The 23,686-nt window shown below is 65.4% G+C and carries 18 protein-coding genes; 6 read left to right on the forward strand and 12 right to left on the reverse strand.

Annotation, left to right across the window (positions count from 1 at the left end; translation table 11 throughout):
* Positions 1–63: 63 nt before the first annotated feature.
* Both ACTJI5_RS16420 and ACTJI5_RS16425 read left to right on the forward strand, forming a co-directional pair.
* Positions 64–1,860 (forward strand): sensor histidine kinase, encoded by a 1,797-nt coding sequence (locus ACTJI5_RS16420; protein ID WP_440861060.1) that lies wholly within the window; start codon positions 64–66, stop codon positions 1,858–1,860.
* Positions 1,857–3,194 carry a sigma-54-dependent transcriptional regulator gene (locus tag ACTJI5_RS16425; protein ID WP_440861061.1) on the forward strand — a complete coding sequence of 446 codons (1,338 nt, stop codon included), beginning with the start codon at positions 1,857–1,859 and terminating at the stop codon, positions 3,192–3,194. The genes ACTJI5_RS16420 and ACTJI5_RS16425 overlap by 4 nt, the downstream gene beginning before the upstream one ends.
* Here ACTJI5_RS16425 and ACTJI5_RS16430 read toward each other — a convergent pair.
* The 8 genes from ACTJI5_RS16430 to ACTJI5_RS16465 form a co-directional block, all read right to left on the reverse strand.
* A complete protein-coding gene (locus ACTJI5_RS16430; protein WP_440861062.1) occupies positions 3,191–4,381 on the reverse strand; it encodes a dipeptidase in 1,191 nt (396 codons plus the stop codon). The two genes, ACTJI5_RS16425 and ACTJI5_RS16430, sit on opposite strands and share 4 nt — an antisense overlap.
* Positions 4,378–5,949 (reverse strand): serine hydrolase, encoded by a 1,572-nt coding sequence (locus ACTJI5_RS16435; protein WP_440861063.1) that lies wholly within the window; start codon positions 5,947–5,949, stop codon positions 4,378–4,380. Before ACTJI5_RS16435 ends, ACTJI5_RS16430 begins: the two co-directional genes overlap by 4 nt.
* Positions 5,946–7,085, reverse strand: coding sequence for a YkvI family membrane protein (locus ACTJI5_RS16440; protein WP_440861064.1), 1,140 nt, complete (start codon positions 7,083–7,085; stop codon positions 5,946–5,948). The genes ACTJI5_RS16435 and ACTJI5_RS16440 overlap by 4 nt, the downstream gene beginning before the upstream one ends.
* Positions 7,082–8,122 carry a DUF1611 domain-containing protein gene (locus ACTJI5_RS16445; RefSeq protein ID WP_440861065.1) on the reverse strand — a complete coding sequence of 347 codons (1,041 nt, stop codon included), beginning with the start codon at positions 8,120–8,122 and terminating at the stop codon, positions 7,082–7,084. Before ACTJI5_RS16445 ends, ACTJI5_RS16440 begins: the two co-directional genes overlap by 4 nt.
* 20 nt (positions 8,123–8,142) lie before the next feature.
* Positions 8,143–10,329 (reverse strand): TonB-dependent receptor, encoded by a 2,187-nt coding sequence (locus ACTJI5_RS16450; protein ID WP_440861066.1) that lies wholly within the window; start codon positions 10,327–10,329, stop codon positions 8,143–8,145.
* Between the two features lie 4 nt (positions 10,330–10,333).
* Complete coding sequence (locus tag ACTJI5_RS16455) at positions 10,334–11,476, reverse strand: dipeptidase (protein WP_440861067.1); 1,143 nt, start codon at positions 11,474–11,476, stop codon at positions 10,334–10,336.
* 84 nt (positions 11,477–11,560) lie between these two features.
* Complete coding sequence (locus ACTJI5_RS16460; protein ID WP_440861068.1) at positions 11,561–12,550, reverse strand: dipeptide epimerase; 990 nt, start codon at positions 12,548–12,550, stop codon at positions 11,561–11,563.
* Positions 12,551–12,564: 14 nt separating this feature from the next.
* Entirely contained in the window at positions 12,565–14,544 is a 1,980-nt protein-coding gene (locus tag ACTJI5_RS16465) for a serine hydrolase domain-containing protein (RefSeq protein WP_440861069.1), read from the reverse strand.
* A 142-nt stretch (positions 14,545–14,686) separates the two neighbouring features.
* Here ACTJI5_RS16465 and ACTJI5_RS16470 point away from each other — a divergent pair, with 142 nt between their 5' ends.
* Both ACTJI5_RS16470 and ACTJI5_RS16475 read left to right on the forward strand, forming a co-directional pair.
* The gene (locus tag ACTJI5_RS16470) at positions 14,687–15,310 is read left to right on the forward strand and encodes a helix-turn-helix domain-containing protein (protein ID WP_058539452.1); all 624 of its coding nucleotides are present in this window, start codon (positions 14,687–14,689) and stop codon (positions 15,308–15,310) included.
* 23 nt (positions 15,311–15,333) lie between these two features.
* Entirely contained in the window at positions 15,334–17,031 is a 1,698-nt protein-coding gene (locus tag ACTJI5_RS16475; protein WP_440861070.1) for an N-acyl-D-amino-acid deacylase family protein, read from the forward strand.
* Here ACTJI5_RS16475 and ACTJI5_RS16480 read toward each other — a convergent pair.
* From ACTJI5_RS16480 to ACTJI5_RS16490, 3 genes are all read right to left on the reverse strand, one after another.
* Positions 17,028–17,924, reverse strand: a complete 897-nt coding sequence (locus ACTJI5_RS16480; RefSeq protein WP_440861071.1) for an oxygenase MpaB family protein — start codon at positions 17,922–17,924, stop codon at positions 17,028–17,030. The genes ACTJI5_RS16475 and ACTJI5_RS16480 overlap by 4 nt on opposite strands.
* Positions 17,925–18,057: 133 nt before the next feature.
* Positions 18,058–18,186 (reverse strand): hypothetical protein, encoded by a 129-nt coding sequence (locus tag ACTJI5_RS16485; RefSeq protein WP_440861072.1) that lies wholly within the window; start codon positions 18,184–18,186, stop codon positions 18,058–18,060.
* A gap of 20 nt (positions 18,187–18,206) precedes the next feature.
* Positions 18,207–20,507 (reverse strand): TonB-dependent receptor, encoded by a 2,301-nt coding sequence (locus ACTJI5_RS16490; RefSeq protein WP_440861073.1) that lies wholly within the window; start codon positions 20,505–20,507, stop codon positions 18,207–18,209.
* Positions 20,508–20,649: 142 nt separating this feature from the next.
* Between ACTJI5_RS16490 and ACTJI5_RS16495 the strand changes: the two genes are divergently transcribed.
* Together ACTJI5_RS16495 and ACTJI5_RS16500 are read left to right on the forward strand one after the other, a co-directional pair.
* Positions 20,650–21,396, forward strand: coding sequence for a helix-turn-helix transcriptional regulator (locus ACTJI5_RS16495; RefSeq protein WP_440861074.1), 747 nt, complete (start codon positions 20,650–20,652; stop codon positions 21,394–21,396).
* 55 nt (positions 21,397–21,451) lie between these two features.
* Positions 21,452–22,576: an acyl-CoA dehydrogenase family protein gene (locus tag ACTJI5_RS16500; protein ID WP_440861075.1), complete on the forward strand. Its 1,125-nt coding sequence runs from the start codon at positions 21,452–21,454 to the stop codon at positions 22,574–22,576.
* Here ACTJI5_RS16500 and ACTJI5_RS16505 read toward each other — a convergent pair.
* Positions 22,573–23,595: an acyl-CoA dehydrogenase family protein gene (locus tag ACTJI5_RS16505; RefSeq protein WP_440861076.1), complete on the reverse strand. Its 1,023-nt coding sequence runs from the start codon at positions 23,593–23,595 to the stop codon at positions 22,573–22,575. The two genes, ACTJI5_RS16500 and ACTJI5_RS16505, sit on opposite strands and share 4 nt — an antisense overlap.
* Positions 23,596–23,686: the final 91 nt, after the last annotated feature.

Here is a 23,686-nt window from a genome sequence, read left to right on the forward strand (position 1 = left end):
CATAACTTCAAGTTTGTGCGAAATACCGCATACGATCCCGAACATTTGTGCAATAATCCGCACATGCCCCTGCATAGCGATTCGTCCCCAATCGGCCCCCACGGCAACCGCCGGCGCCTGTTCGTCGCGGTGGCGGCGGGGCTGGCTATCCTGCTCGTCGCGGCGTTCGGCCTCGCGCAATGGGCCGCGGGCCGCGCCGGTGCACAGGCCGACGTCGAGGCGCGGCAGAATGCGCGCGCGCACGCCAGCCTGCTCGAAAGCGAGCTGCAGAAATTCCGCCTGCTGCCGCGCGTGCTCACCGAATTCCCCGACGTCCGCGCCGCGCTCGCCGACAAGAGCGATGCCGCTTCGCGCCGGCTCGACCGCGAACTCGAACAGCTCGCGGCGCGGACCGACGCCACGGTGATCTATGTCATCGATGCGGGTGGGACGACGATCGCGGCGAGCAACTGGCGCGCGCCGACGAGCTTCGTCGGCGAAAATTACCGCTTTCGTCCCTATTTCCAGGGCGCGATGCGGAGCGGAGAGGCCGAGCTGTTCGCGCTGGGCACGGTCAGCGGTCGCCCCGGCCTCTACCTCGCGCGCCGCGTCGATGTTGGCGGGCGCCAGCTTGGCGTGATCGTGCTCAAGGTCGAGTTCGACAAGCTCGAAAGCCGCTGGGCGGACTCAGCCGCGGCGACGCTCGTCACCGACGCCGCCGGGATCGTCGTGATGAGCAGCGAACCGGCCTGGCGCTTCCGCTCCTTCGCCCCCATTTCGGCCGAGACGCAGCAGCGGCTTCGCGCGACGCGCAGCTATGGCGATGCGCGGCTCGATCCCTTGCCGGTCAGCCGCACCGGGGACGGCATCCGCGTCGGGGGAGACCTGTTCCGCGAAGCCAACGAGCGCGTCTCTTTCCCCGGCGGCACGCTCCGCCTGCTCCAGCCCGCCGAGCCCGCCCGCGCCAGCGCCAATGCCACTGCGCGCGTCGCGTTCCTCGTCCTGCTGATCCTTGTCGGCGCGGCGATCATCACGCTGCTCCGCGTCGTCGAGCGGCAGACGCTGCGGCAGGCCGCGCACGAGGCGCTCGAACGCGAAGTCGCCGCGCGCACGCGCGACCTGCGCACCGCGAACGACGAATTGCGCCTTGCATCCGACCGGCAGACCGAAACCGATCGCCGCTATCGCGCCGCACGCGAGGAACTGGCGCAGGCGAGCCGCCTCGGGTCGATCGGCCAGATCACCGCAGGCGTCGCGCACGAGATCAACCAGCCGATCGCGGCGATCCGCACCTTTGCCGAAAACAGCCTGCGCTATCTGGAACGCGCGCAGCCCGACAAGGCGCGCGGTAACCTCGACACGATCGTCGAACTGACCGCGCGCGTCGGCGCGATCACCAACGAGCTGCGCAATTTTGCCCGCCGCAAACCCACTCCGCTCGGCCCCGTCCCGGTGCGATCGGCGATCGACGGCACGCTGCTCCTGATCGGCGACCGGCTGCGCGCGCAAGGCATTGCACTCGACGTCGCCATCGAAAATCCCGCGGCGGCGGTCCACGCCGACCGCGTCCGGCTCGAACAGGTGCTGGTCAACCTGCTGCAAAATGCGGTCGAGGCGGTGCAAGGCGTGAAAGATGCGCGCATCGCGCTCCGCACGCACGGCAGCGACCCGGTCCATATCGACGTCTGCGACAACGGCCCCGGTGTTCCCGCCGAGCTGTTGCCGCAGCTCTTCACCCCCTTCGTCACCGGGCGCCCCGACGGGCTCGGGCTGGGGCTCGCGATCGCGAGCGATATCATGGCTGAATTTGGCGGCACGCTGACCCTGATCCCCTCGCCGCTTGGCGGCGCAGGGTTTCGCCTGACCTTGAGGCCGGCATGAGCTTCTTCACCGGCGAGCAGACGATCTTCTTCGTCGACGACGATGCCGCGCTGCGCGAGGCGAATGTCCAGACGCTCGACCTCGCAGGACTGGCGGTCGAGGCATTTCCCGATGCGCAGAGCGTATTGCCGCGTATCGAAACGGGCTTCTCGGGGATCGTCGTGACCGACATTCGCATGCCCGGGATGGACGGGCTCGAACTGCGCGCCGCGATCCACGCGATCGATCCCGACATCCCCGTCATCCTGATCACCGGCCACGCCGATGTCGCGATGGCGGTGCGCGCGCTCCACGACGGCGCCTTCGACTTCCTCGCCAAGCCCTTCGCCGCCGATCACCTCGTCGGCATCGCGCGCCGCGCGCTCGCGCACCGCGCGCTGATCCTCGACAACCGGCGGCTGACCGCGGCGGCGGCGGCGATCGACAGCCCGCTGATCGGGGAAAGCCCGGCGATGGTCCGGCTCCGCGAGACGATTACGCAGCTCGCGCAAGCCGATATCGATGTGCTGATCGAAGGCGAGACGGGGACGGGCAAGGAACTGGTCGCGCATATGCTCCACCGCCAGAGCCGGCGGAGCCCGGCATCATTGGTTGCGGTGAACTGCGCGGCGCTGCCGCAGGAGCTGGCCGAGGCCGAATTGTTCGGCAGCGATCTGACCGACCGTGCGACGGGAAAGCTCGGTCAGGCGGGGCGCATTCGTAGCGCGCACCGCGGCACATTATTCCTCGACGAGATCGACACGATGCATCCGTCGGTGCAGGCGAAGCTGCTGCGCGTGATCGAAGAGCGCGAGGTGCAGCCGATCGGCGCCAGCGCGCCCGAACCCGTCGACCTGCGCGTCGTCGCGGCGACCAAGACCGATCTGATGGACGCCGTGCGCAGCGGCGATTTCCGCGAGGATCTCTATTACCGGCTGCACGTCGTGAAGCTGCGTATCCCGCCGCTGCGCGAACGCCGCTCGGACATTCCGCAAACCTTCGCCTTCTTCCTCGACGAAGCCGCGGCGAAGATGGGGATGGCGGGGTTCCGGATCGACGACGGCATCCGCCGCCACCTTGTCGAGCATGACTGGCCGGGCAATGTCCGCGAGCTCAAGAATTTCGCTTACAGCGTCGTGCTCGACCTGCCATCCGACCCCGGCCTGTCGGCGATGCCCGCCGACGCGCCGCTCGCCGAGCGGGTGCGCCGGTTCGAAGCGACGATCATCCATGACACGATGGCGCAGACACGCGGCAATATCGCCGAAACGATGGCGCGGCTCGGGCTCCCGCGAAAGACGCTCTACGACAAGATGCAGAAGCTCGGGATCGATCCCAAAAGCTTCCGCGCCTAGTTTGCTGCCGGCTTCCCCTGCGCTGCAAGCACACGCAAGATATTGCCGCTCCACATCTTCTCGATATCGGCGTCCGAATAGCCCGCGGCCTTCAGCCGCTCGGTGACCTTGGGCAGCGCCGAAATATCCTCGATTCCCGGCAGCCCGCCGCCGCCGTCCCAGTCGGCGCCGAAGCAGATATGGTCGACGCCGCCGACCTCGATCGCGCGCAGCACCATCTTCATATAGGCATCGAAATCGGCCGCCCAGAGCTTCTCGGTCTTGTCGAGTTCGCGCCATTGGCGGTTGAGATCGACCTGCTCGGCGGGGGTGATCTGGCCGATCCGCTCATATTTGCCGAACAGTTCGGCGCGCGCCGGCGACATGTTCATTTCCGACATGAAGATCGTCGAAATGCACATCGCGCCGCCCTTCGCGGCGAGCGCCTTCAATCGTCCCTCGTCGAGATTGCGCGGGTGGTCAAAGGCCGAACGCAGGCTCGAGTGCGAGAGCAGGATCGGATATTTCGACAGCGCCAATATCTGGTCGAACGCCGCATCCGACGAATGGCTTGCGTCGATGACGATGCCGAGACGGTTCATCTCGGCAACCCACTGCTTGCCGAGCGGGCTCAGCCCCTTCCAGCGCCCCTCGCCCGTGGCGCTGTCGGCGAACTGATTGTCTTTCGAATGCACCGGCCCCGCGAGACGAAGGCCCTTGTTGTAGAATTCCTCCAGCAAGGACAGGTCTTCACCCAGCGGATAGCTGTTCTCCATCGACTTGAAGGCGATCAGCTTGCCTTCCTTGTTCAGCCGCAGCGCATCGGCCGCCGTCAGCGCGGGCGCGATCGCATCAGGATATTTCGCAATGGTGCGATCGATCAGGTCCGACCGCTTCCGCGCAAACGCGAGCGCATCGGCATAGCCCTTCGCCGTCAGCGGCCCCTGATCGGTGTAGATGGCGAAGAAGCCGCCATCGAGATTGCCGTCTTTCATCCGCGGAATGTCGAGCTGCGCCATGTCTTCGGCGAGCGCGTGACGGTCGGCGAAGCTCCAGCCCGCGCGCTCGAAATGGAGCGGCGTGTCGAGGTGGGTGTCGAGCACGAGCATGCGGCTGTGCAATGGCGCTTCGGGTGCCTTCGGCTTGTCGCCGCCCGGCGAACAGGCGGTGAGCGCGGTTGCGGTCAGCAGAATGGCGAAACGCTTCACTTTTTGTCCTCCACGGGCTTCAGGTCGAGATCGTGATAGTCCCAGCTGAAGTCGGCGATCTTGCTCACCGCCTTCATCGTCACGCCGGTGATCTTGCCCTCGGCATCGAGCGCGAAGGTAACATAGGCGGGCTCGATCGCCGGATCGTCGAAATCGGTGACGAAGCTGTCATATTGCCAATGCTTGAGCCGCCCCGCCATCCGCGGCGTCGAGGTAAAGTCGATCGTCAGGCCGGTCGATGCCTGCCCGATCACGATATCGCCATACCAGGGATCGCGGTAGCGGCCGGCATAGCCCGCAAGCGCAAGCGACGGGCCCGACTTCGCGGGCGACGCCTTGGACTGTTTCAGAAACTCGACCCCGCCCGCGAGCCGCGACTGATACCAATCCTCCCATTTCTGGGTCCAGCCATAGTCGGGCTGATCGAGATAATGGTCGAGCAAATCATAGGTGAGGCCGAGCAGCATGCCGCTGTCCTCGCTGTTCATCATGATCGCGAAGCCGACATTTTTGTCGGGGATCATCACGACACGCGTGATCGAACCGAAGACCCCGCCGCCATGCTGGATGATGCGGTGACCGCGATAATCCTGAACCTGCCAGCCGAGGGCATAGGCCTGCTGCGTCGGCTGCGCGGGCTTGAGCTGCTCGGGAAGCGGACTGATCGGCATCGGGGTCACCGGCGCCCACATTTCGGCCGCCTGCTTTTCGCTGAACAGGCGTTTGCCGTTCGGCAGCGCGCCATGCGCGAGCTGGATCTTGAGCCACGCCGCCATATCGTCGGCGCTGAGCGCGAGCCCGCCCGCGGGCGCACCGTTGCGGCCGAGCTCGTCGCGCTCGTTGAGCGCCGCCTGCGGGCCGAGCCCGCGCAGCGCGCCCGACAGCCGCGCGTGCGGCCATGACCGGTTCGGAATGCGGAAGCGGTCTTCGCTGTCGCTCGTCGCATTCTTCATCCCGCCCGCACGCAGCACGCGCGCGCGGATGAAATCCTCCCATGTCTGCCCGGTGACTTCCTCGATCAGCTGGCCGGCGACCGCGTAGAGGATATTGTCGTAGGCATAGGCCGAACGGAAACTCGTCTGCGGCTTGAGATAAGCGACGCGCTCGACGGTCTGCTTGCGCGTGAGGTGCGTGCGCGGCACGAACATCAGGTCGCCCTGCCCGAGCCCGAGCCCGCTGCGGTGGACGAGCAGGTCGCGGATCGTGATTTCGCGCGTGACCCACGCGTCATACATGCGGAACCACGGCATATGCTTGATCACGGGATCGTCCCACGCAATCTTGCCCTCGTCGACGAGGATCGCGAGCGCGGCGGCGGTCATCGCCTTGCCGGTCGATCCGGTCTGAAAGATCGTCTGTCCATCGACCGGCGCGCGTTCGCCGATCTTGCGCACGCCCCAGCCGCGCGAGAGGGTGGTCTTGCCGTCCTCGACAATCGCGATCGAGACGCCCGCGGCGCCGACCTTCTTGCGCAGCACCTCGACGCTTTCGCCGATATCGGCGGGCGGTTCGGCCCATGCGGGCACGGCGACCGACAGCATCAGCGACAGGGCAAGCAGGCGTTTCATGGCAAAGCCTCCATATGGGGAGCGGTGGACGGACGCAGCAGGCGCCACGTCCCGATGGTGATAAGCGGCAGGACAAACACCGCCAGGAACAGCCAGGCGAGGAAGCGGTATCCGCTCGCAATCAGGTCGACGAGGCCGATCTCGCCCGCGACGAACATGCAGCCGGTGAGGATCACCGCGCCGATGACCGCGCGCGCGGCGGGGGTGAGCGGCGGCCGGCCGCGACTTTCGACCGCGCCCGAGATACGCTCGTTGATCGCATGGACCGACCCAGCACCGCTTTCGAGCAATGCGGCGAAGATCATCACCTGAAACAGGACATGGAACCCCGGCACCGTCATCTGGCGGAGCAGGAAGTCCGACGGCAAGGTCTCGTCGCCGATCGCGGGATAGAAGGCCATCATCGCGACGAAGAAGAGGATCGCGGGAAGCATCGACAGCGGCCCCGCGATCAGCCCGGCGACGACGGCATCGCGCTGGTTCCGGAGGTGGCGCAGCACCGGCAGGATCACCACCGCGCCGACGATATTATAGCTGGCATAGGTGAGCCCGCCCGCCATCCAGTTGCCCGACGGCGGCGGGGCGTTCGCGAAGCCCTGTCCGATCAGCCCGCCAAAGCTGGCGAGCGCGAGGATCAGGAACAGCCCGTAGACCGCGTAGAGCAGGATCGAGACATATTTGAACATCTGCTCGACCGCGCCGGTGCCCCACGCGGTGACCCCCACGATCGATACCGCGAGCAACACCACACCCGCGAGTTCGGGCCAGCCGAAGGTCGCGGCGCCGATCGCGCCCGCAGCAGCGCCGAACACCGCGAGGATCAGGACGACGAAGATGATGTAGGCGACCTCGAACGCGACCCATGCGGGGCCGAGAAGCCCCTTGAAAAAGCTGCGATAATCATAGGCGCCGAGTTTGAGCGCGAGCGCGAAGGTCAGCGCCGCGACGACGCTCCAGATCAGCGTCGCGAGCAGCATTGCGGACAGCCCGCCCCATGGCCCCGAGGGCACGAAATATTCCGCCAGCTCGCGCCCCGTCGCATAACCGCCGCCGATGATGACGGCCTTCAGCGCAAATCCGGGCAGCAGGTAGCGCTGGAACCAGCTCGACCCGCTGCCCGTCTCGCCCACACTCACGCGAGAATGCTTTCGACGAGCGCGTCGAACGCCGCGCCGCCGCGGATCGGATCGGCGACCGGAAGTCCCAGCCGATGCCGTTCGGCCGCCATCAGCGCTTCGGCCGCGTCCGCGTCATAGCTCGACGTGTTGAAGCTCACGCCGCCGCAGCGGATCGCGGGATTGGTCCGGCTGCCGAGGCGGATCGTCATGTCGATGACCTCCTCGACCGAGGGCAAGGCAAAGCTTTCCATGCCGAGGATCACCTTGCGCGTCGGGTCGTGACAGACGACGAACACGTCGGGCTGACTGCCGTGGAGCAGGCCGAGCGACACCGGGGCGTAAGCGGGGTTGAAGATCGACCCCTGCCCCTCGATCACGTCCCAATGGTCCGCGGGCGCGTCGGGGCTGAGCATTTCGGCCGCCCCCGCCTCGAAGTCCGAGATCACGGCATCCATCGGCATGCCGCCGCCCGCGATCATGATGCCCGTCTGGCCGGTCGCGCGAAAATCGGCATCGAGGCCGCGCGTCACAAAAGCGCGGTGCAGCGCGAGCGCGGTATATTTCTTGCCGAGCGCGCAGTCGGTGCCGACGGTCAGCAGCCGCTTGCCGGTCCGCTTTCGTCCCGTCCCGACGGGGATTGCGGGCGGCGGCGTGCGGATGTCGATCAGCCGCTGCCCCGTGCGCGCAGCCGCCTCGACAAGCACGGGAACGCTCGTCAGCTTGGTGTGGAGCCCGTTGATGATATCGAGTCCTGCCTCCATCGCCTCGACGAGCACCGCGACCCATGCCGCGCCGATGATGCCGCCCTGATTGGCGACGCCGATCACCAGCGAGCGCGCGCCCGCTGCCCGCGCGTCGGCGGGCGACAGGCGCGGCAGGCCGGTCGAAACGGTGCACCCGTCGATCGCCCATTCGCCCGTGCAGCGATCGCCCGCCCAGTCGGCCAGCCCGAAAGCAGTCTTGGCATAGGCCGCATTGGTCGTGTCGCCGAGGAACAGCAGATAGGGCTGCGGCAGGGTCAGGCTGCCCTCCAGCCTGCCGATAGGCGCGTTCATCGTGTCCAACTCCAATTCGCTCAGAAGGCCATGTCGAGCGCAACGCCGATCGTCCGCGGCTGTAGCGGCGAGATCGCAAGGAAGCTCGGCCGGTTGAGCCCGTCGGCGAGCGTCGAACGCGCCATCTCACCCTTGTTGTCGAACAGGTTGCGCGCATAGGCGCGCACTGTCCAGTGATCGCCCAGGGTCACCGAGGCGTTGAGGTCGACCGACGTATAGGCTTTGGCGCGCGCGACAAGCGGATCGCTCTCGACCAGCGACAGGCGGTTGCCCGCGTGGCGAATGCCGGCGCCGAAGCTGCCCTTGTTGCCGCCGCCGAGTTCGAATTCATAATCGGCGCGCAGCGCGCCGCTGAACTTCGGCACCGCGGGCAGCCGGTCGCCCTTGGCACCGCTGATGTCGGGCACATCCTCGCTGAGCGTCGCGTCGGTATAGCTTCCCGTCGCGCTGATCGTCAGGCCGGGCGCGGGGCGCAGCGCCAGGCTGCCTTCGAAACCCTTGCTCGTCGCCTTGCCGCCGTTCGCGCCGCCCGACACGCCGCCGAACGCGCGCGTGACCTGGATATCGGTCCAGTCCATCCAGAAGAAGGCGGCGTCGACGGTGAGCATCCGGTCGGCGAAATCGGCCTTCAAGCCGACCTCATAGTTGGTCATGCGATCGGCATCGACGCTCGGCGGTACGTTGGGGACGATGACGTTCGGGCCGCCGGGACGATAACCCGTCGCGACGCGGGCATAGAGCATCGCATCCTCGTTGATGTGGAATTGCGGGCTGACCGAGAAGGTCCAGACGCTTTCGGCGGACTCGCCCGGATCATTGGCGGTCGGGACGATCGCACCCGAACTGATCTGGGTGAAAGTCTGTTCGTTGCGCGCCCAGCGGAGGCCGCCCGTGACCTCGAACTGCTCGGTCAATTTGAAGGTGGCGTTGGCGAAGACCGCATATTCCTTGTAGGTCGCGGGCAGTCCGACGATCGCCAGCGGATCGAGCGGCACGATCGGGTTTCCGGCCATGTCGAACGAGCGGACGAGCTGCGCGTTGCTCGTCTCCTCGTCGGTAAAGAAGCCGCCGATCAGCCATTCGAAACGCCCGCCGCTCGGCGAGGCGAGCCGCACTTCCTGCGTCCATTTCTTGAGTCCGAGGTCGAGCGAGAAAGGCGTGATGCCCGGCGGAATCGCGCCATTGGTGAGCAATGGGAAGAGCACGCCGAATGCATAGCTTGCGTCCTGCACCTGCGCGCTTTGCGTCTTGCTGTACGTCGTTGCCGAGGTCAGCGTCGCGGCGCCGAAATCATAGTCGATCGTCGCCGAATAATAGTCGAGATCGATGTCGTAGGATTCGGGCACATAATTATTGTACGAGTGGCCGTTGCCGAGCCGCTTGCCCGTGAGATCGGCGGCGTAAATGCCGTTGCCGTCGGAATCGAGCGACTGCCAGATACCGGCAAGCTTGACGCTTAGTTCGGGGGTCGGGGTCCACAGCAGCGCGGCGCGGCCGCCGCGCTGTTCATAGTCGTTCTGGTCCTTGATCCCCGCATTGTTGACGCTGTCGACCCAGCCCGGCGTCTTGCGCCACGCAAAGCTGCCCGAAATCGCGAGCGTGTCGGTTGCGATCGGCGCGTTGACATATACCTGCCCGCCCCAGCCAAGGCTGCCCGCATCCTTGATCGTGAAGCCTTCGACGCCCGCGCGGACCTTGAACTCGCGCGTGTCGGGCTGGACGGTCACATATTTGACGAGGCCGCCGATCGAACTTGCGCCATATAGCGTGCCCTGCGGTCCTTTGAGCACCTCGATCCGTTCGAGGTCATAGGGCATCAGGTCGATCGTGAACTGCCCGGCGCGATTATAGATCGCGCTCGACCCCACCGGCGCGTCGTCGAGATAGATGCCGACCGTCTGCGCCGAATTGAGCGGCGCGACGCCGCGCAGCGTGATCGTCGTCTGCCCCGGCGTGCCGCCATTGCTGACGTTCATGCCCGGAACATAGCCCGCATAATCGACGAGCGAGGCCGAGCCCTGTTCCTGCAGCGCCTCGCCGCTGACGACGGCGATCGAGATCGGCACATCCTGTACATTCTGCGTGCGCTTCTGTGCGGTCACGACGATTTCGCCGCTCGCCTCGACGGCGGCAGCGTCCTGCGCCTGCGCCGGCATAGCGGCGACGACCGCGGCGATGCTTGCTGCAATAAAGAGTCCCTGTTTCATCGTCTTACCCCCAGACTTGGGCCAGCAGGCGGCGGAAATTGCCACCGAGCACGGCCCGGATGTTTTCGTTGGAATAGCCCCGTCGAATGAGTTCTTCGGTGAGATCGAAGGTCTTGAGCGGATGGTCGAAGCCGTCGATGTCGATCTTGTCGCGGAAGGCGTAGCTGCCCTTGTAACTGCCTTTGAGCGCGGCATATTCGTCGGGCTTCATATCGTCATAGCCGTGCAGATCGGCGTCCGAGCCGATGCCGACATGGTCGACCCCGACGAGCTTCGCGACATGATCGATATGGTCGGCCATATGCCCGACATTGGTCGGATCGCTCGTGCGAACGAACATGCGAACACCGGTGATCCCCATCACGCCCCCCTTCGCCGCGAGCGCCTTGATCGCCGCGTCGGTCTTGACGCGCGGGTGGTCGACCAGGGCGCGGGCGTTGCTGTGCGTGATCGCGATCGGTCCCTTGGCGATCTCGATGGCGTCCAATGTCGTCTTGTCGCCGCAGTGCGAGACATCGACCAGCATGTGCTGCTTTTCCATCTCGGCGATGATCGCGGCGCCATAATCGCTGACGCCGCCGTCGACGCGCTCGGTGCTGCCCGATCCGATGCGATTCTGGCTGTTATAGGTCAGCTGCGCGCAGCGCAGGCCAAGCCGGCGGAACAGCGCGACATCGGCGACCCGCTCGAAATGTTCGGCATTCTGGATACCCATGATGACCGCGCATTTCTTGTCGGCCTTGGCGCGGTCGAGATCGGCGACCGTGTCGACCAGCGTGAAGACATGGCTGTTGCGCCCGGCAAAACCCTGCCAGCCGGCGAGGAATTCGAGCGCCTGCGCCTTCGCGTCAGGACCGCCGAGGCCGTAAGCGTTGTGAAAGCCGGTGATCCCCGATGCCCGGAACTCGGCCGCTTCGGCGTCGGTCAGCCGGTGCGCGACATAATTCTCGTCGAGCGTGATCTTGAGCGGCGCGAGCATGTCGATGACGAGCGACGAGGCGACCAGATCGACCGCGCGGCGCGAGTAGCTCTTCCCCGGCGCTGCGGCAAAGGCATAGGCGCCCTTGTTGATCATCGGCGCCGACACAGCGACACCCACCACGCCCGCGAGTGCCGCGCGGCGCGTAATCTGGAACGACGCCGTCATCCCAACCTCCCTCTTTTATAGTTTCAATTTATACTATTGTCCTAATCGGAAAATTGTCAACCGGTTTAGGACATAAATTTGTCATTATCCCCAAATTTCCGCCGGGCAATGGATCATGCCGTCGCGATAGCTGACGCCCGGATCGCGATCGCGCGCAAGGAAGGTCGGCCCGTCGAGGTCGACGATGTCGCAAAGCTGACCGACGAGATAGGATGGCGCCATCGACAGGCTGGTGCCCATCATATTGCCGACCATGACGTCGAGGCCGAGCTTCTTCGCCTGCCGCGCGATCGCCAGCCCCTCGGTCAGCCCGCCGCATTTATCGAGCTTGATATTCACCACGTCGAAGCGGCCGACGAGCGACGCGGTATCGGCGAGCGACAGCGCGCTTTCGTCGGCGACGAACGGCAAGGGGCGCTTCAATCCGTCGAGATCGGCCTCGCGCCCGCGCTTCAGCGGCTGTTCGAGCTGCGCCACGCGCGCCGACACCAGCACGGGCAGCAATTCGGCGAGCGTCGCGATATCATAACCCTGATTGGCATCGACCCCGATCCACGCGTGCGGCCGCGCGGTGCGGATCGCGACGACGCGCGCGATATCGTCGGCAAGATCGCCGGTCAGCTTGACCTTGATCGGGGCATCCGGATCGATCGCGAGCGCGGCTTTCGCCATCGTCTCCGCACGATCGGCCCCGAGCGTCAGCGTCGAGCGCAGCGCCTGGGGCGGGCTTAGGCCGGCGAGTTCCCATACCGGGAGCCCCGTCTGTTTGGCCTCCAGGTCCCAGAAGGCGCAGTCGAGCGCGTTACGCGCACCGCCCGGGGGAAGGAGCTGTTGCAGATCGTCACGCGTTGCGCCGTCTTCGATCGACCCGCGCACGCGCGTCGCCTCTGCCAGCATATGGTCGATATCGTCGCCGAGATAGTAGACCCCGGCGCCCTCGCCGCGCCCGACGTGCGTCCCGTCCGAAAGCTCGGCGACGAGCAGCGCGGTTTCGGTGAAGACATGCCCCGAAATGCGAAACGGCTGATGGTAGGGAAAACGCTCGACCCGAAGGTCGAGCGTCAATTCCCGCATGCGCTGCGTCGCCATCAATAGACCATCCCGAAGCCATAGAGATGGAAGACGAGCGTCACCCAGACGAGGACCAGCGCGGCGAGGATCAGCAGTACCGCGCCGAGTTTCATCGTCCAGCGGCGCTTGTCCTTGATGCCGAGCCACAGGTGCCAACCCGCCGTCGCGAGCAGCCCGAAGGCGGCGAGCGGCGTCAGGATGCGCAGCAGGTGGATCAGCCAGTCGAGCGGGCCGCCGAGGCTGCCGATATCGGCCGAGAAGGCCGCGATCAGCCCGATCCAGCCGGCGAGCGCGCCGAGCGCGAGCCAGGCGAAGATCCGCGACAGGCGGTAGGCGCGCCGCGCCTTGCCCTCGAGCGCGAAGTCCGCCTTGAAGCTGCGGCGTACCAGCGCCCGCACCGGCCACGCCAGCGCGGCGAGCAGGATGATGCCGAAAGCGAAGATCAGCGCCGGGTTGAGCCACGCGGCATTGACGCTCGCCGGGGCGGGTTCGAACACCATGAAGGGCGAACCGCCATCGACGCTCCAGCGCACGACGCGGCCGTCCTTGACCTCGGCGGCAACACGCTCGCCGGTGCCGGTGTCGCGCCATACGAAGGGCTCGACCTCGACCCAGTCGCGTGCGCCGGCACCAAGGCCGTCGAGCGCCGGCAGCGTGATCTTGCCGTCCTCGGTCAGCGAGATCGTCAACTGGCCGAGCAGGCCGAACAGGCTGGCAAAATTGGTGAAGCTGCCGCGGCTGCTGACATAATGGCCGACCATCATTTGCGCATGTTCTTTGGCGGTTTTGGCGTCGACGGTACCGGGCTTCTCGCTGCCGGGCAGGTAGCGATCGGCGAATTTGTGGAACAGCGCGCTGCGGATCGCGCCCGCATCGCCCTGCGTTCCCGCGCTGTTCATCGAGATATAGACGCCGATGTCGGCGTCGGGGAACAGCCACAGATAGCTATGGAACCAGACGGTATCGCCGCCATGCGCGATCGCGCGGTGGCCGTTGACCCATTGTTCGTAGAAGCCGAGCGCCATGCTGTTGAGCGGGCCGACACCGGGCGCCTTGAAATCATGCATCTGCTTCGCGGTTTCGGGCTTCAGTAGGCCCGCACCGTCGTTCAGATGCGCGATCATGAACTTGCCCATATCGGCGCCGCTCGCCGACAGGCTGCCCGCGGGTGCCGGGACCACGATCTCGAACGGCTTCGCCTTTTGCGTGACGTCGGGATAGCCCTTTGCCATATGCGGCGCGAGATGGGCGGGCAGCGGCTGGCGGAAGGTCGAATGCGCCATGCCGAGCGGCTTGAAGATATGATTGTCGACATAATCGTCGAAATCCTCGCCGCTCACCCGCTCGACGATATAGCCCGCGAGCGCGGTCGCATAGTTCGAGTAAGCGGGCGTCGTACCCGGCGCGAAGACGCGGTCGGGCAGCGCGAGCGGCATCTGCTTCTTCAGCGTCATCACCGCTTTGGGATCGCTGCTGATCAGATGGCGGATCGATTCCTGGAAACCCGCGGTGTGCGTCATGATGTTGCGCATCGTGACCGGCTTGCCCTCATAGGGCGGAATCTTGAAATCGAGATAGGCGTTGACGTCCTTGTCGAGGTCGATCTTGCCCGCCTCGACCTGCTGCATCACCGCGGTCCAGGTGAAGAGCTTCGACACCGATCCCGGCCGGAACAGCGTGGTCTCGGGAAGAACCGGCGCGCGCTTGGCGACGTCGGAGAAGCCATAGCCCTTTTGGAGCACAACCTGATTGCCGCGCACGACAACGACGACCGCGCCCGGGATGCGCGCGCGTTCGAGCGCATAGGGCAGATAGCCGTCGAGCCAGGCCTCAAGATCCTTGGCGTCGAGCGTGACCGGCGCCGTGGCGGTTCTTGCAGCTGGAACGGCGGCAGTTTCGACTTTCTTCACGGTGGGCGCGGGCACAGGTCCCTGCGCCGCCAGCGGCAGCGCGGCAAAAGCCGCCAGCCCGATCATCGCCTTTCGGATGAAACGCATCGCTTTCCCCTTTTCATTGTCGCGGCCTGTCACATCTTGCAGCAAGCCGCGCGACCCCTTACCAAGGGACCAACATCTATTGGCCCGATAGGGACATAATGATCCTGATTGGAAAATTGTCAAATATGGAATGGAAAAATTAATGGCTGATCGCGGAGCCCCGCCAACGCTCGGCACGGTGATGAAGAGCATTCGCTCGCGAAACGGCTGGACGCTCAAGGAAATGAGCGCGAAATCGGGCATCCCCGTCTCGACGCTGTCGAAGGTCGAGCACGACCGGCTGACGCTGAGCTATGACAAGCTCCAGCAGCTCAGCCAGCGACTCAACATCCGCATGTCGGACCTGTTCGCCGAGGATGACGAAGATACGGCCCCGCGCGTCACCGGCCGCCGCAGCATCGGCACGATCGACCAGGCGGTGCGCGTCACCACCGACAATTACGACTATCACTATCTGTGCACCGACCTGCGGCAAAAGCGGATGATCCCGATCATCACGCGAATCCGCGCGCACAGTGCACGCGAATTCGGCGATCTCGTCCGCCATCAGGGCGAGGAATTCATCTTCGTCCTTGAGGGCGAGGTCGAGATTCACACCGAATTCTATGACCCCGTCGCGCTGAAGACCGGTCAGGGCATCTATCTCGATTCGTCGATGGGCCACGCCTATGTCGTCGCTGAGGGATATGAGGAGGCGCTGGTTCTCGGCGTCTGCTCAAGCGCCGACGACGGGCTGATGGACAGCCTGATGAGCCTGCACGGCTGACACCCCAGATCACGGAGAAACTGATGGCATCCCACCGGCGCTTCGCACCTTCCTTCATGCTGCTTTGCAGTTCGATGCTGGTATCCGCATCGGTGGCCGCACAGGCGCCCGCCTACGACCTCATCATCCGCGGCGGGACGATCTACGACGGGTCGGGCAAAGCGCCGGTCGTCGGCGACGTCGCGATCAAGGACGACCGTATCGTCGCGGTGGGCAAGGTCGACGGCACCGCGAAGACCGAGGTTGCGGCCAAGGGCATGGCGGTCGCGCCGGGCTTCATCAACATGCTGAGCTGGGCGACCGAGTCGCTGATCGCCGACCCCAAGAGCCAAAGCGACATAAGGCAGGGCGTCACGCTGGAGGTAATGGGCGAAGGCTGGTCGATGGGGCCGGTGAACGCCAAGATGAAGGCGCTGGAGACCGAACGCCAGGGCGACATCAAATTTCCGATCGAGTGGACGAGCCTCGGCGACTATCTGTCCTGGCTCGAAAAGCGCGGCGTTTCGACCAATGTCGCGAGCTTCATCGGCGCCGCCACGGTGCGCGTCCACGAACTGGGCGAAGGCGATGTCGACCCCAATCCCGAGCAGCTGGCGCGAATGCGCGCGCTGGTGAAGCAGGCGATGAACGAAGGCGCGATGGGGGTCGGCAGCTCGATCATCTATGCGCCGGGATCCTATGCCGAGACCGACGAACTTGTTGCGCTGACGAGCGAAGCGGCGAAATGCGGCGGCATGTATATCAGCCACATGCGCTCCGAAGGCGACCGGATCGAGGAAGCCGTCGACGAGCTGATCGACATCTCGCGCCGCTCGGGCGCGCCGGCCGAAATCTATCACCTCAAGATGGCGGGGCGCAGCAATTGGGGCAAGCTCGATACAATCGTGAAGAAGATCGAGGACGCGCGCGCCGAAGGGCTGAAGATCACAACCGACATGTACACCTATACCGCGGGCGCCACCGGGCTCGATGCCGCGATGCCGACGTGGGTGCAGGCAGGCGGGCTCGAGGAGTGGATCAAGCGGCTGAAAGACCCCGCGATCCGCGCGCGCGTCGCCGCCGAGATGAAGCAGCCGGGCAGCGACTGGGAAAATCTCTATTTCGGCGCGGGCGCCGACAAGATGATCCTGTCGGGGTTCAAGAATGACGCGCTGAAACCGCTGACCGGAAAGACTCTCGCCGAGGTTGCGGCGATGCGCGGCAAAAGCCCCGAGGAGGTCGCGATGGACCTCGTCGTCGAGGACGGCTCGCGCGTCGGCACCGTCTATTTCCTGATGTCCGAGGACAATGTGCGGAGGCAGATCCAGCTGCCATGGATGAGCTTCGGCTCCGACGCGGCATCGCAGGCGACCGAGGGCGTCTTCCTGAAATCGGGAGCGCATCCGCGTACCTATGGCAATTTCGCGCGGCTGCTCGGGCGCTACGTCCGCGACGAAAAGCTGATCCCGCTCGAACAGGCGGTGTATCGCCTCACCACCCTGCCCGCGACCAATTTGGGCATCAAGGATCGCGGGGCGCTGAAGCCCGGCTATTACGCCGATGTCGTGGTGTTCGACCCGGCGACGATCGGCGACCGCTCGACCTTCGAGAAACCGCATCAATATTCGGTGGGGATGCGCGACGTTTTCGTCAACGGCGTTGGCGTGCTCCGGAACGGCGAGCATAGCGGCGCGACGCCGGGGCGCGCGGTACGCGGTGCGGGCTTTAATCGCTGCAGCTAGGCGGCGAGCAAGCGCCGCTGCTCGGCGGGTGATTTGAACAGGAAATCATGCGGCAGGCCGAGGCGGGCGCTCGCCTGACAATGCGGCGCGGTGCGATCGACGTGACGGTCGGCCAGCCGGCCGGCGATGCGCAGCGCGGTGCGGTCGAACCGCGTCAGATCATAGCGCGGGCCGAGTTCGAGCTTGCGCCGGATATGCCCCGGAAGCAGCGACACAGACGCGCGCGCGATCGCGCGATGCAGGAAACGCGGCACGCCCGGCGCGGCGCGGCCCGACTGGATAATATCGAGAAATTCGAGGATGATCGGATGCGGTTCGAAGCACGGTTCGAGTTCGTCCATCATTGCCATGAAGGCATCGACAGTGGGTGGCGTATGCCGCGCCCCGAACTCGCGCCCGATCGCATCGCCATCGGCCATGAAGCGGTCCTTGTCGGCATCGCTGATCCGATGAACGAAACGGTCATAGGCCATCAGGAAGCCATAAGAAGCGGTTGCGGCGACCCAATCGAGCAATACCGGATCGAGCGCGCGATATTTCGTGCCGCCGGGCGTCTCGCCCTTCACCTTGCCATGCATCCGGTTCACCTGCCCGATGACGGCTTTCGCGCTGCTCGCGGGGCCATAGCAGGCGAGCATCGCGACGAGCCCGGTGCGGCGCGAGCGGCCGATCGGGTCGGCCTTGTAGGTCGAATGGTCCCACACCCCCGATCGGATACGCGGCTCGGCGAATTCGAGCAGCACCGCAGCGATCCCGCCGATGCCGAGCGCGATCGGGTTCTTGTAGATACGCCACTGGACGCTGTCGGGCGCGAGCAGCGCGGGCTCGCCAAGGGGCGCGGCGAAATCGATCGCCGTCCCGAGATACTCATCCTGCATCGGCAGTCGCGCCATTCATTGCCTCCGGTAGAATGCGACCATTTCTATGCATCCCGTCATCCCGGCGCAGGCCGGGATCTCAACGTCGCGTCCTGATGCAAGGTCGAGATCCCGGCCTGTGCCGGGATGACGAAAATAGGTCTATATGCTAAAAGTCGTAACCCAAAGTCAGGCCATAGGTTCGCGGCTGGTTGGCGAAACGCACCACGACGTTGGCGTTGCTGGCGACCGCCGACCAATAATATTTGTCGAACAGGTTCTTTGCCCACAGCGACACCGACCAGCCGCTTTCGTCCTTCAGGCCAGGCTCGCGTTGACCGTGCCATAGGCATCGACCTTGTAGAGATCGAGATCCTCGAAGATGGTGTTCGACTTGCTCTGGTAACGCGCGCTGACCGCGCCCGTCAGGTTGACCGTGTCGCTGACCGGCGTGTCGTAAGCGAGCGTCAGGCTGCCCTGGAATTTGGGGCTGTAGATGAATTCGGCGCCGTCGAAATTCTGCGGCTGTCCCGCCGCGTTGGTGCCGTTGTAGTCGTTGATCCGCGTTTTCAGATAGAGCGCATTGGCCGCGATCGTAAGGCCGGTCGCCGGGCGGATCGTCAACTCGCCCTCGACGCCATAAGCCTCGCTGTCGGGCACATTATCGAGCCGCGAGAGCGCGGTGTAGATCGGGTCGGCAAAATAGGTGCTGATCTGCTTGTCGCGATAATCATAATAGAAGGCCGAGAGATTGGCCTGCACCGCGCGGTCGGCGAGCGTCGCCTTCACGCCGACTTCGTAGGCGGTCAACTTTTCCTGTTTCACCGGCGCATTCTGGCGCGCGAGGTTTGCGGCGTTGATCGGCGTCGTCCCCGATTTATAGCCGCGCGACACCGAGGCGTAGAGCAAGGTGTCGTCGTTCGGCGACCAGTCGAGCGCGACGCGCCAGGCGACGTTGTTTTCCTTGAGCAGCGACTGCACCTCGCCGAAGGTGCCCGTCGCGGGGTCGAAGGTGTTGCACTGCCCTTGTGAAATCTGCGGCGCGAGCACGCCATAGGTTTGCAGATAGAGCGCGCGGTTCACGACGTTGACGTTGGGCAGCATATTGCCGTTGAAGTCGCGCGAGCAGCCGTTGTAGCGCTGTTTGTCCTCGGTATAGCGCACCCCGACGGTGAGCTTGAGCTGGTCGGTCAGTTCGGCATCGGCGTTGCCGAAAATGCTCCAGGTCTTGGTGCGGATGCGCCCGAAATCCTCATAGGTGCGAAAGGCTTGGCTGAGCTGGAGCGGCGTATAGCCGCCCGAGTTGAAGATCGGGCTGGCGAGAAGCGGCGCCCCCGCCGCGCGGATCAGTCCGACGTTCGCGTTCTGGCCAAGCATCGTGCGGTTGGAATCGATGATGCGGTCGTTCGCATAATAGCCGCCGACGAGCCAGTTCACCGCGCCCGCCTCGCCCTCGACATGCAGCTCCTGCGCAAAGCTCTTGATCCGCCCGACGGTGTTCTGGAGCAGGATTTCGAACGGCGCGCCGCTCCAGTCGGAGAGCGCGTTGCGCTTGAAGTCGTTGTAGCTGGTGAGCGAAACGAGCTTCGCCGTCTCACCGATATCCTGGTCCCAGCGCAGCTTGAGACCCCAGAAACGATTATCCTCGGCGAGCGGGCCATCGAGACCGAGCCCGGTGCCGATATCGGCCGAGCGCGACGCTTCGGGCGCCCAGTCGGCTTGGCTCGCCTTGGTCGGGAAATTGTTCGCCAGATAAGTGGCAAGCCCCGCCGCGTTGAAGAAGCGCGAGTTGCTGGTGCCGCTGACCGGGTTGGTCGCGGGGGTGAAACCGATCCCCTGCCCGGCAACGGTGTCCGACTTGTTGCGCCAATATGTGACCGACAGATCGAAATGCGTCCCCGGCGCGGGATCGATCGCGAGCGACCCGCGCACGCCATATTTCTCGACCTCGCCGAGCCGTTCGCCCCGCGTATTGCTGACCTGCCAGCCCTTGTCGCTATTCTCGCTGCGGAACGCGATGCGCGCCGCGATTCCCTCGCCGAGCGGGCCCGAGATGTGACCACCGATATTATACGTCTGATAGTTACCGAGATCGGCCTTGATGCTGCCCTCGAAGCTGTCGGTCGGTTTGGCGGTGATGAAGTTGATCAGGCCCGCGGTCGTGTTGCGGCCATAGAGCGTGCCCTGCGGCCCCTTGAGCACTTCGACGCGTTCGAGGTCCATGACCGGGCCGGTGTTCATGATCGGATAGGCGTAGGCGACTTCGTCCACGTAAGTACCGACGGTCGAGGTCGAGGAGAGATTGATCGTGTTGAAGCCGATCCCGCGCAGCGTATAGGTCGGCACGCCCTGATAGCTCTGCGAGACGGTGAAGCTCGGCGCCACCGTTGTCAGGTCGCGCATGTCGGTGACGCGGAGGTTTTCGAGCGTCGCGCCGTCGACCGCCTGAATCGCCATGCCGACGTCGTTCATCGATTCGGCGCGGCGCTGCGCAGTGACGATGATGTCGCCTTCGGCCGCGACCGTATTGGCGGGCGCTTCCTCGGCGGCGAACGCCGGCACCGCCAGGGCGAGCCCCATCGCGGAACCCGCGCCCCGGAAAATACGCATTGCCTTCATCACTCATCCTCCCTCAAACGGCTTGTCGCGGAGCTCGTCTTTGTGCGAGCGTCGCGCGAAACCGGACCGTGACAAAACAGAGGATTGCGGCCGGACGAACAAGCTGACACCTGTGTCAGGATAGCGGAGGGAAAAGCGGAGCATGGATCATCAGCGCGAATCCTGGGCGGAAATGCCCGCGCTGATTGCAGCGGTGCAGGCAGCGGGCGACAAGATCGGCCTGCCCTTCGTCGCGGCGCAGGCCGACCTCGGCGACCCCGAACCGATGAGCGACGAGGCGGGTCGCCCCTATGCCGAAACGAGTTTCCGATGGGTCGACCCGAACTATGCCTATTGGCGCGACCGCAAGCTGGCGTTGCAACTGGCTTTCCTGACCGCGGCGCGGCTGGTCGCGGAGCCCTTCTACTACAGCGACGGACATCTCGGCACATGGCGGCCGACGCGCCTGCTTGACGAGGTCGACTGCTCGCAGGCGAAAAACACGCCCAATTTCGGCGAGGCGATCATCGCGCCGGTGCATCTGCCGCGCGGGCTGGTCGGCGCCGTCTTCTGGTGCTCGCGCGAACCCGTCGGGGTCGAGGCGCTGTTCGCAAAGCACGCCGGCGACTTGCACAATCTCGCGCTCAAGCTCGTCGCGTCGCACAATGAAGCGCGCGACCGGCCGCGTAACGCCACCGTGCCGCAGACGCTGACCCGCCGCGAGGTGCAGTGCCTGCGCTGGGCAGCGGCGGGCAAGACCGACGGCGAGATCGGGATCATATTGACACTGTCGGTATCGACGGTGCGGTTCCACCTGCGCAACGCCGCGGCAAAGCTCGGCGCGACCGGGCGCGCGCAGTCGATCCAGATCGCCGCCGGGCTCGGCTTCGTCGGCGCACGCGCCGCCTGATGCAGGTGCCAGCTTGGCCCCGCCTCACCGCGACCTACAAGTCCGGGGCATGGACATGCTGAACGACCCGGCGCTGACCGCCTTTCGCGATGAGGTGAGCACCTTCCTCGCCGCGCATCTGCCCGACGATATCCGCCGCGGTGCGGCGCGTGCGACAAGCGTCTTTATCGATCCCGACATCTCGCTGCCGTGGCAGCGCATCCTCCATGCCAAAGGCTGGGCAGCGCCCGACTGGCCCGCCGAATTCGGCGGCCCGGGATGGAGCGAGATCGAACGTTACATCTTCGCCGCCGAGTGCGCGCAGGCCGGGGCACCGAACCTCGCGCCGATGGGTCTCAAGATGGTCGCCCCGGTGATCATGCATTATGGCAGCGCCGAACAGCGCGCGCATTATCTGCCGCGCATATTGTCGGGCGAGGATTATTGGTGCCAGGGCTTTTCGGAGCCCGGCGCGGGATCCGACCTGGCCGCGCTGCAACTGCGCGCGGTGCCCGATGGCAGCGATTATATCCTGAACGGGTCGAAGATCTGGACGACGCACGCGCATTTCGCCAACCGCATGTTCGCACTTGTCCGCACGTCGAACGAAGGCAAGCCGCAGGCGGGGATCAGCTTCCTGCTGCTCGACATGGCGACGCCGGGGATCATGGTCGAACCGATCCGCACGCTCGCGGGCGACCATGAATTCAATCAGGTCTTCTTCGACGACGTCCGCGTCCCGCAGGCGAACCGGCTGGGCGAAGAGAATGAAGGCTGGTCGGTCGCGAAGCATCTGCTGACTTTCGAGCGCGGCGGCAAATATGCGCCGGGGCTGATCGGACGGCTCGAACGGCTGCGCGCGCGCGACGACATCGAGCCGGTGCTGCGCGCGCAGCTCGACCGCGAGGCGGTGACGCTGAAGGCGCTGCAGGCGCTCGAGATGAAGGCGATGCGCGGCGTCGGCGGCAGCGCGGCCCTCTATGCCTCGGCGCTCAAGATACTGGGGACCGAGACCGCGCAGCGCATCGACACATTGGCGTGCGAAATCGCGGGCCACGCGGCATGGGCCGACGCCGACGGGCAGACGCCCGCCGAGCTGGCGGTCGCGGTGCCGCGCTACCTCAACGACCGCGCGGCGACCATCTACGCCGGATCGAACGAGATCCAGCGCGACCTGATCGCAAGGACGATGCTGGGTTAGGCAGCCGCCTCGGCAAAACGCGCAAGATGACCGGCGCGCGGGCCGAATGCCGCCGCAATCGCGAGCGCGCGCTTGAAATGGCCGCCGAGGTTGAGCTCTTCGGTCAGCCCCATCGCACCGTGGATCTGTACCGCGCTTTCGCCGACGATGCGCACCGCGTCGCCGACCTCGATGCAGGCGGCGCTGACCGCCTGGGCGCGGTCGGCGCGGTCTTGATCGACCGCGAGGATCGCTTCCTCGGTCAGCGCCGCCGCCTTCATCGCCGCGAGTTGCATGTCGGCCGCGCGGTGGCGCAGCGACTGGAAACGCCCGATCGGCGTGCCGAACTGCTTGCGTTGGCCGAGATAATCGATGCTGTCGGCAATCATTCGCTGCATCAGGCCGACCGCTTCGGCGCAGCGCGCCGCAAGGATCAGGTCGTTCGCATAGTCGGCCGAAAGGCGCGCGGCGTCACCGCTCGCGAGCGAAGTGGTGTCCCCCGGCTTGAGCGTGAAGGCAAGGTCTGCCGAGACGCTGCCGTCGTGCATGATGCGATGCCGCTGTTCGACCTTGTCGCCATCGGCGGGGATGAGCAGCAACGCCTCGTCGCTCGCGAGGAGAAGCAAATCGGCTTCGGCTGCCCCGGCAACGAGTGCCGCGCTGCCGCGAGCCAGCTCGCCGTCGACGACGGGCATCGCTGCGGTCGAAGCCGTGCAGACGATGGCGATCCGGCGGCCGCCCACCGCAAGATCAGCCAGCGCCGGATGATCGGGCACGACCCGCGTCAGCAGCGCCGTCGCCGCGACGTGCGAAAGCCAGTCGGCGCCCGCGAGTGCCGGCCCCAGCTCGGCCATGACGACGGCGATGTCGATCGGACCGCCGCCGAAACCGCCAGCGCTTTCGGGCAGCGCGAGGCCGGCTAGCCCGAGCGACTCCGAAAGCTCGCGCCAGCCGGGACGCGCATTGTCGGCGAGGAAGCGCTGGATGCTATCACGCAGCATCTGTTGCTCGTCCGAAAGCGGCAGGTCGAGTTCGGCCATGTCAGATCGCCGGCCCGGCGGTATATATGTGCGTCATTTGCTCTCCCGCACCTGTCCTGCAACTTGCCGAGCCGCGGGTCTAGCTGATTGG

Origin of the sequence: Sphingopyxis sp. 22461 (assembly GCF_052044915.1) — a bacterium.
In the GTDB taxonomy this organism is placed as follows: domain Bacteria; phylum Pseudomonadota; class Alphaproteobacteria; order Sphingomonadales; family Sphingomonadaceae; genus Sphingopyxis.

Coding starts and splice junctions, on each gene's coding strand:
- ACTJI5_RS16420 (WP_440861060.1), top strand. CDS start 64: ATGCCCCTGCATAGCGATTCGTCCCCAATCGGCCCCCACGGCAACCGC.
- ACTJI5_RS16425 (WP_440861061.1), top strand. CDS start 1,857: ATGAGCTTCTTCACCGGCGAGCAGACGATCTTCTTCGTCGACGACGAT.
- ACTJI5_RS16435 (WP_440861063.1), bottom strand. CDS start 5,949: ATGAAACGCCTGCTTGCCCTGTCGCTGATGCTGTCGGTCGCCGTGCCC.
- ACTJI5_RS16445 (WP_440861065.1), bottom strand. CDS start 8,122: ATGAACGCGCCTATCGGCAGGCTGGAGGGCAGCCTGACCCTGCCGCAG.
- ACTJI5_RS16450 (WP_440861066.1), bottom strand. CDS start 10,329: ATGAAACAGGGACTCTTTATTGCAGCAAGCATCGCCGCGGTCGTCGCC.
- ACTJI5_RS16455 (WP_440861067.1), bottom strand. CDS start 11,476: ATGACGGCGTCGTTCCAGATTACGCGCCGCGCGGCACTCGCGGGCGTG.
- ACTJI5_RS16460 (WP_440861068.1), bottom strand. CDS start 12,550: ATGCGGGAATTGACGCTCGACCTTCGGGTCGAGCGTTTTCCCTACCAT.
- ACTJI5_RS16465 (WP_440861069.1), bottom strand. CDS start 14,544: ATGCGTTTCATCCGAAAGGCGATGATCGGGCTGGCGGCTTTTGCCGCG.
- ACTJI5_RS16470 (WP_058539452.1), top strand. CDS start 14,687: ATGGCTGATCGCGGAGCCCCGCCAACGCTCGGCACGGTGATGAAGAGC.
- ACTJI5_RS16475 (WP_440861070.1), top strand. CDS start 15,334: ATGGCATCCCACCGGCGCTTCGCACCTTCCTTCATGCTGCTTTGCAGT.
- ACTJI5_RS16480 (WP_440861071.1), bottom strand. CDS start 17,924: ATGGCGCGACTGCCGATGCAGGATGAGTATCTCGGGACGGCGATCGAT.
- ACTJI5_RS16490 (WP_440861073.1), bottom strand. CDS start 20,507: ATGAAGGCAATGCGTATTTTCCGGGGCGCGGGTTCCGCGATGGGGCTC.
- ACTJI5_RS16495 (WP_440861074.1), top strand. CDS start 20,650: ATGGATCATCAGCGCGAATCCTGGGCGGAAATGCCCGCGCTGATTGCA.
- ACTJI5_RS16500 (WP_440861075.1), top strand. CDS start 21,452: ATGCTGAACGACCCGGCGCTGACCGCCTTTCGCGATGAGGTGAGCACC.
- ACTJI5_RS16505 (WP_440861076.1), bottom strand. CDS start 23,595: ATGGCCGAACTCGACCTGCCGCTTTCGGACGAGCAACAGATGCTGCGT.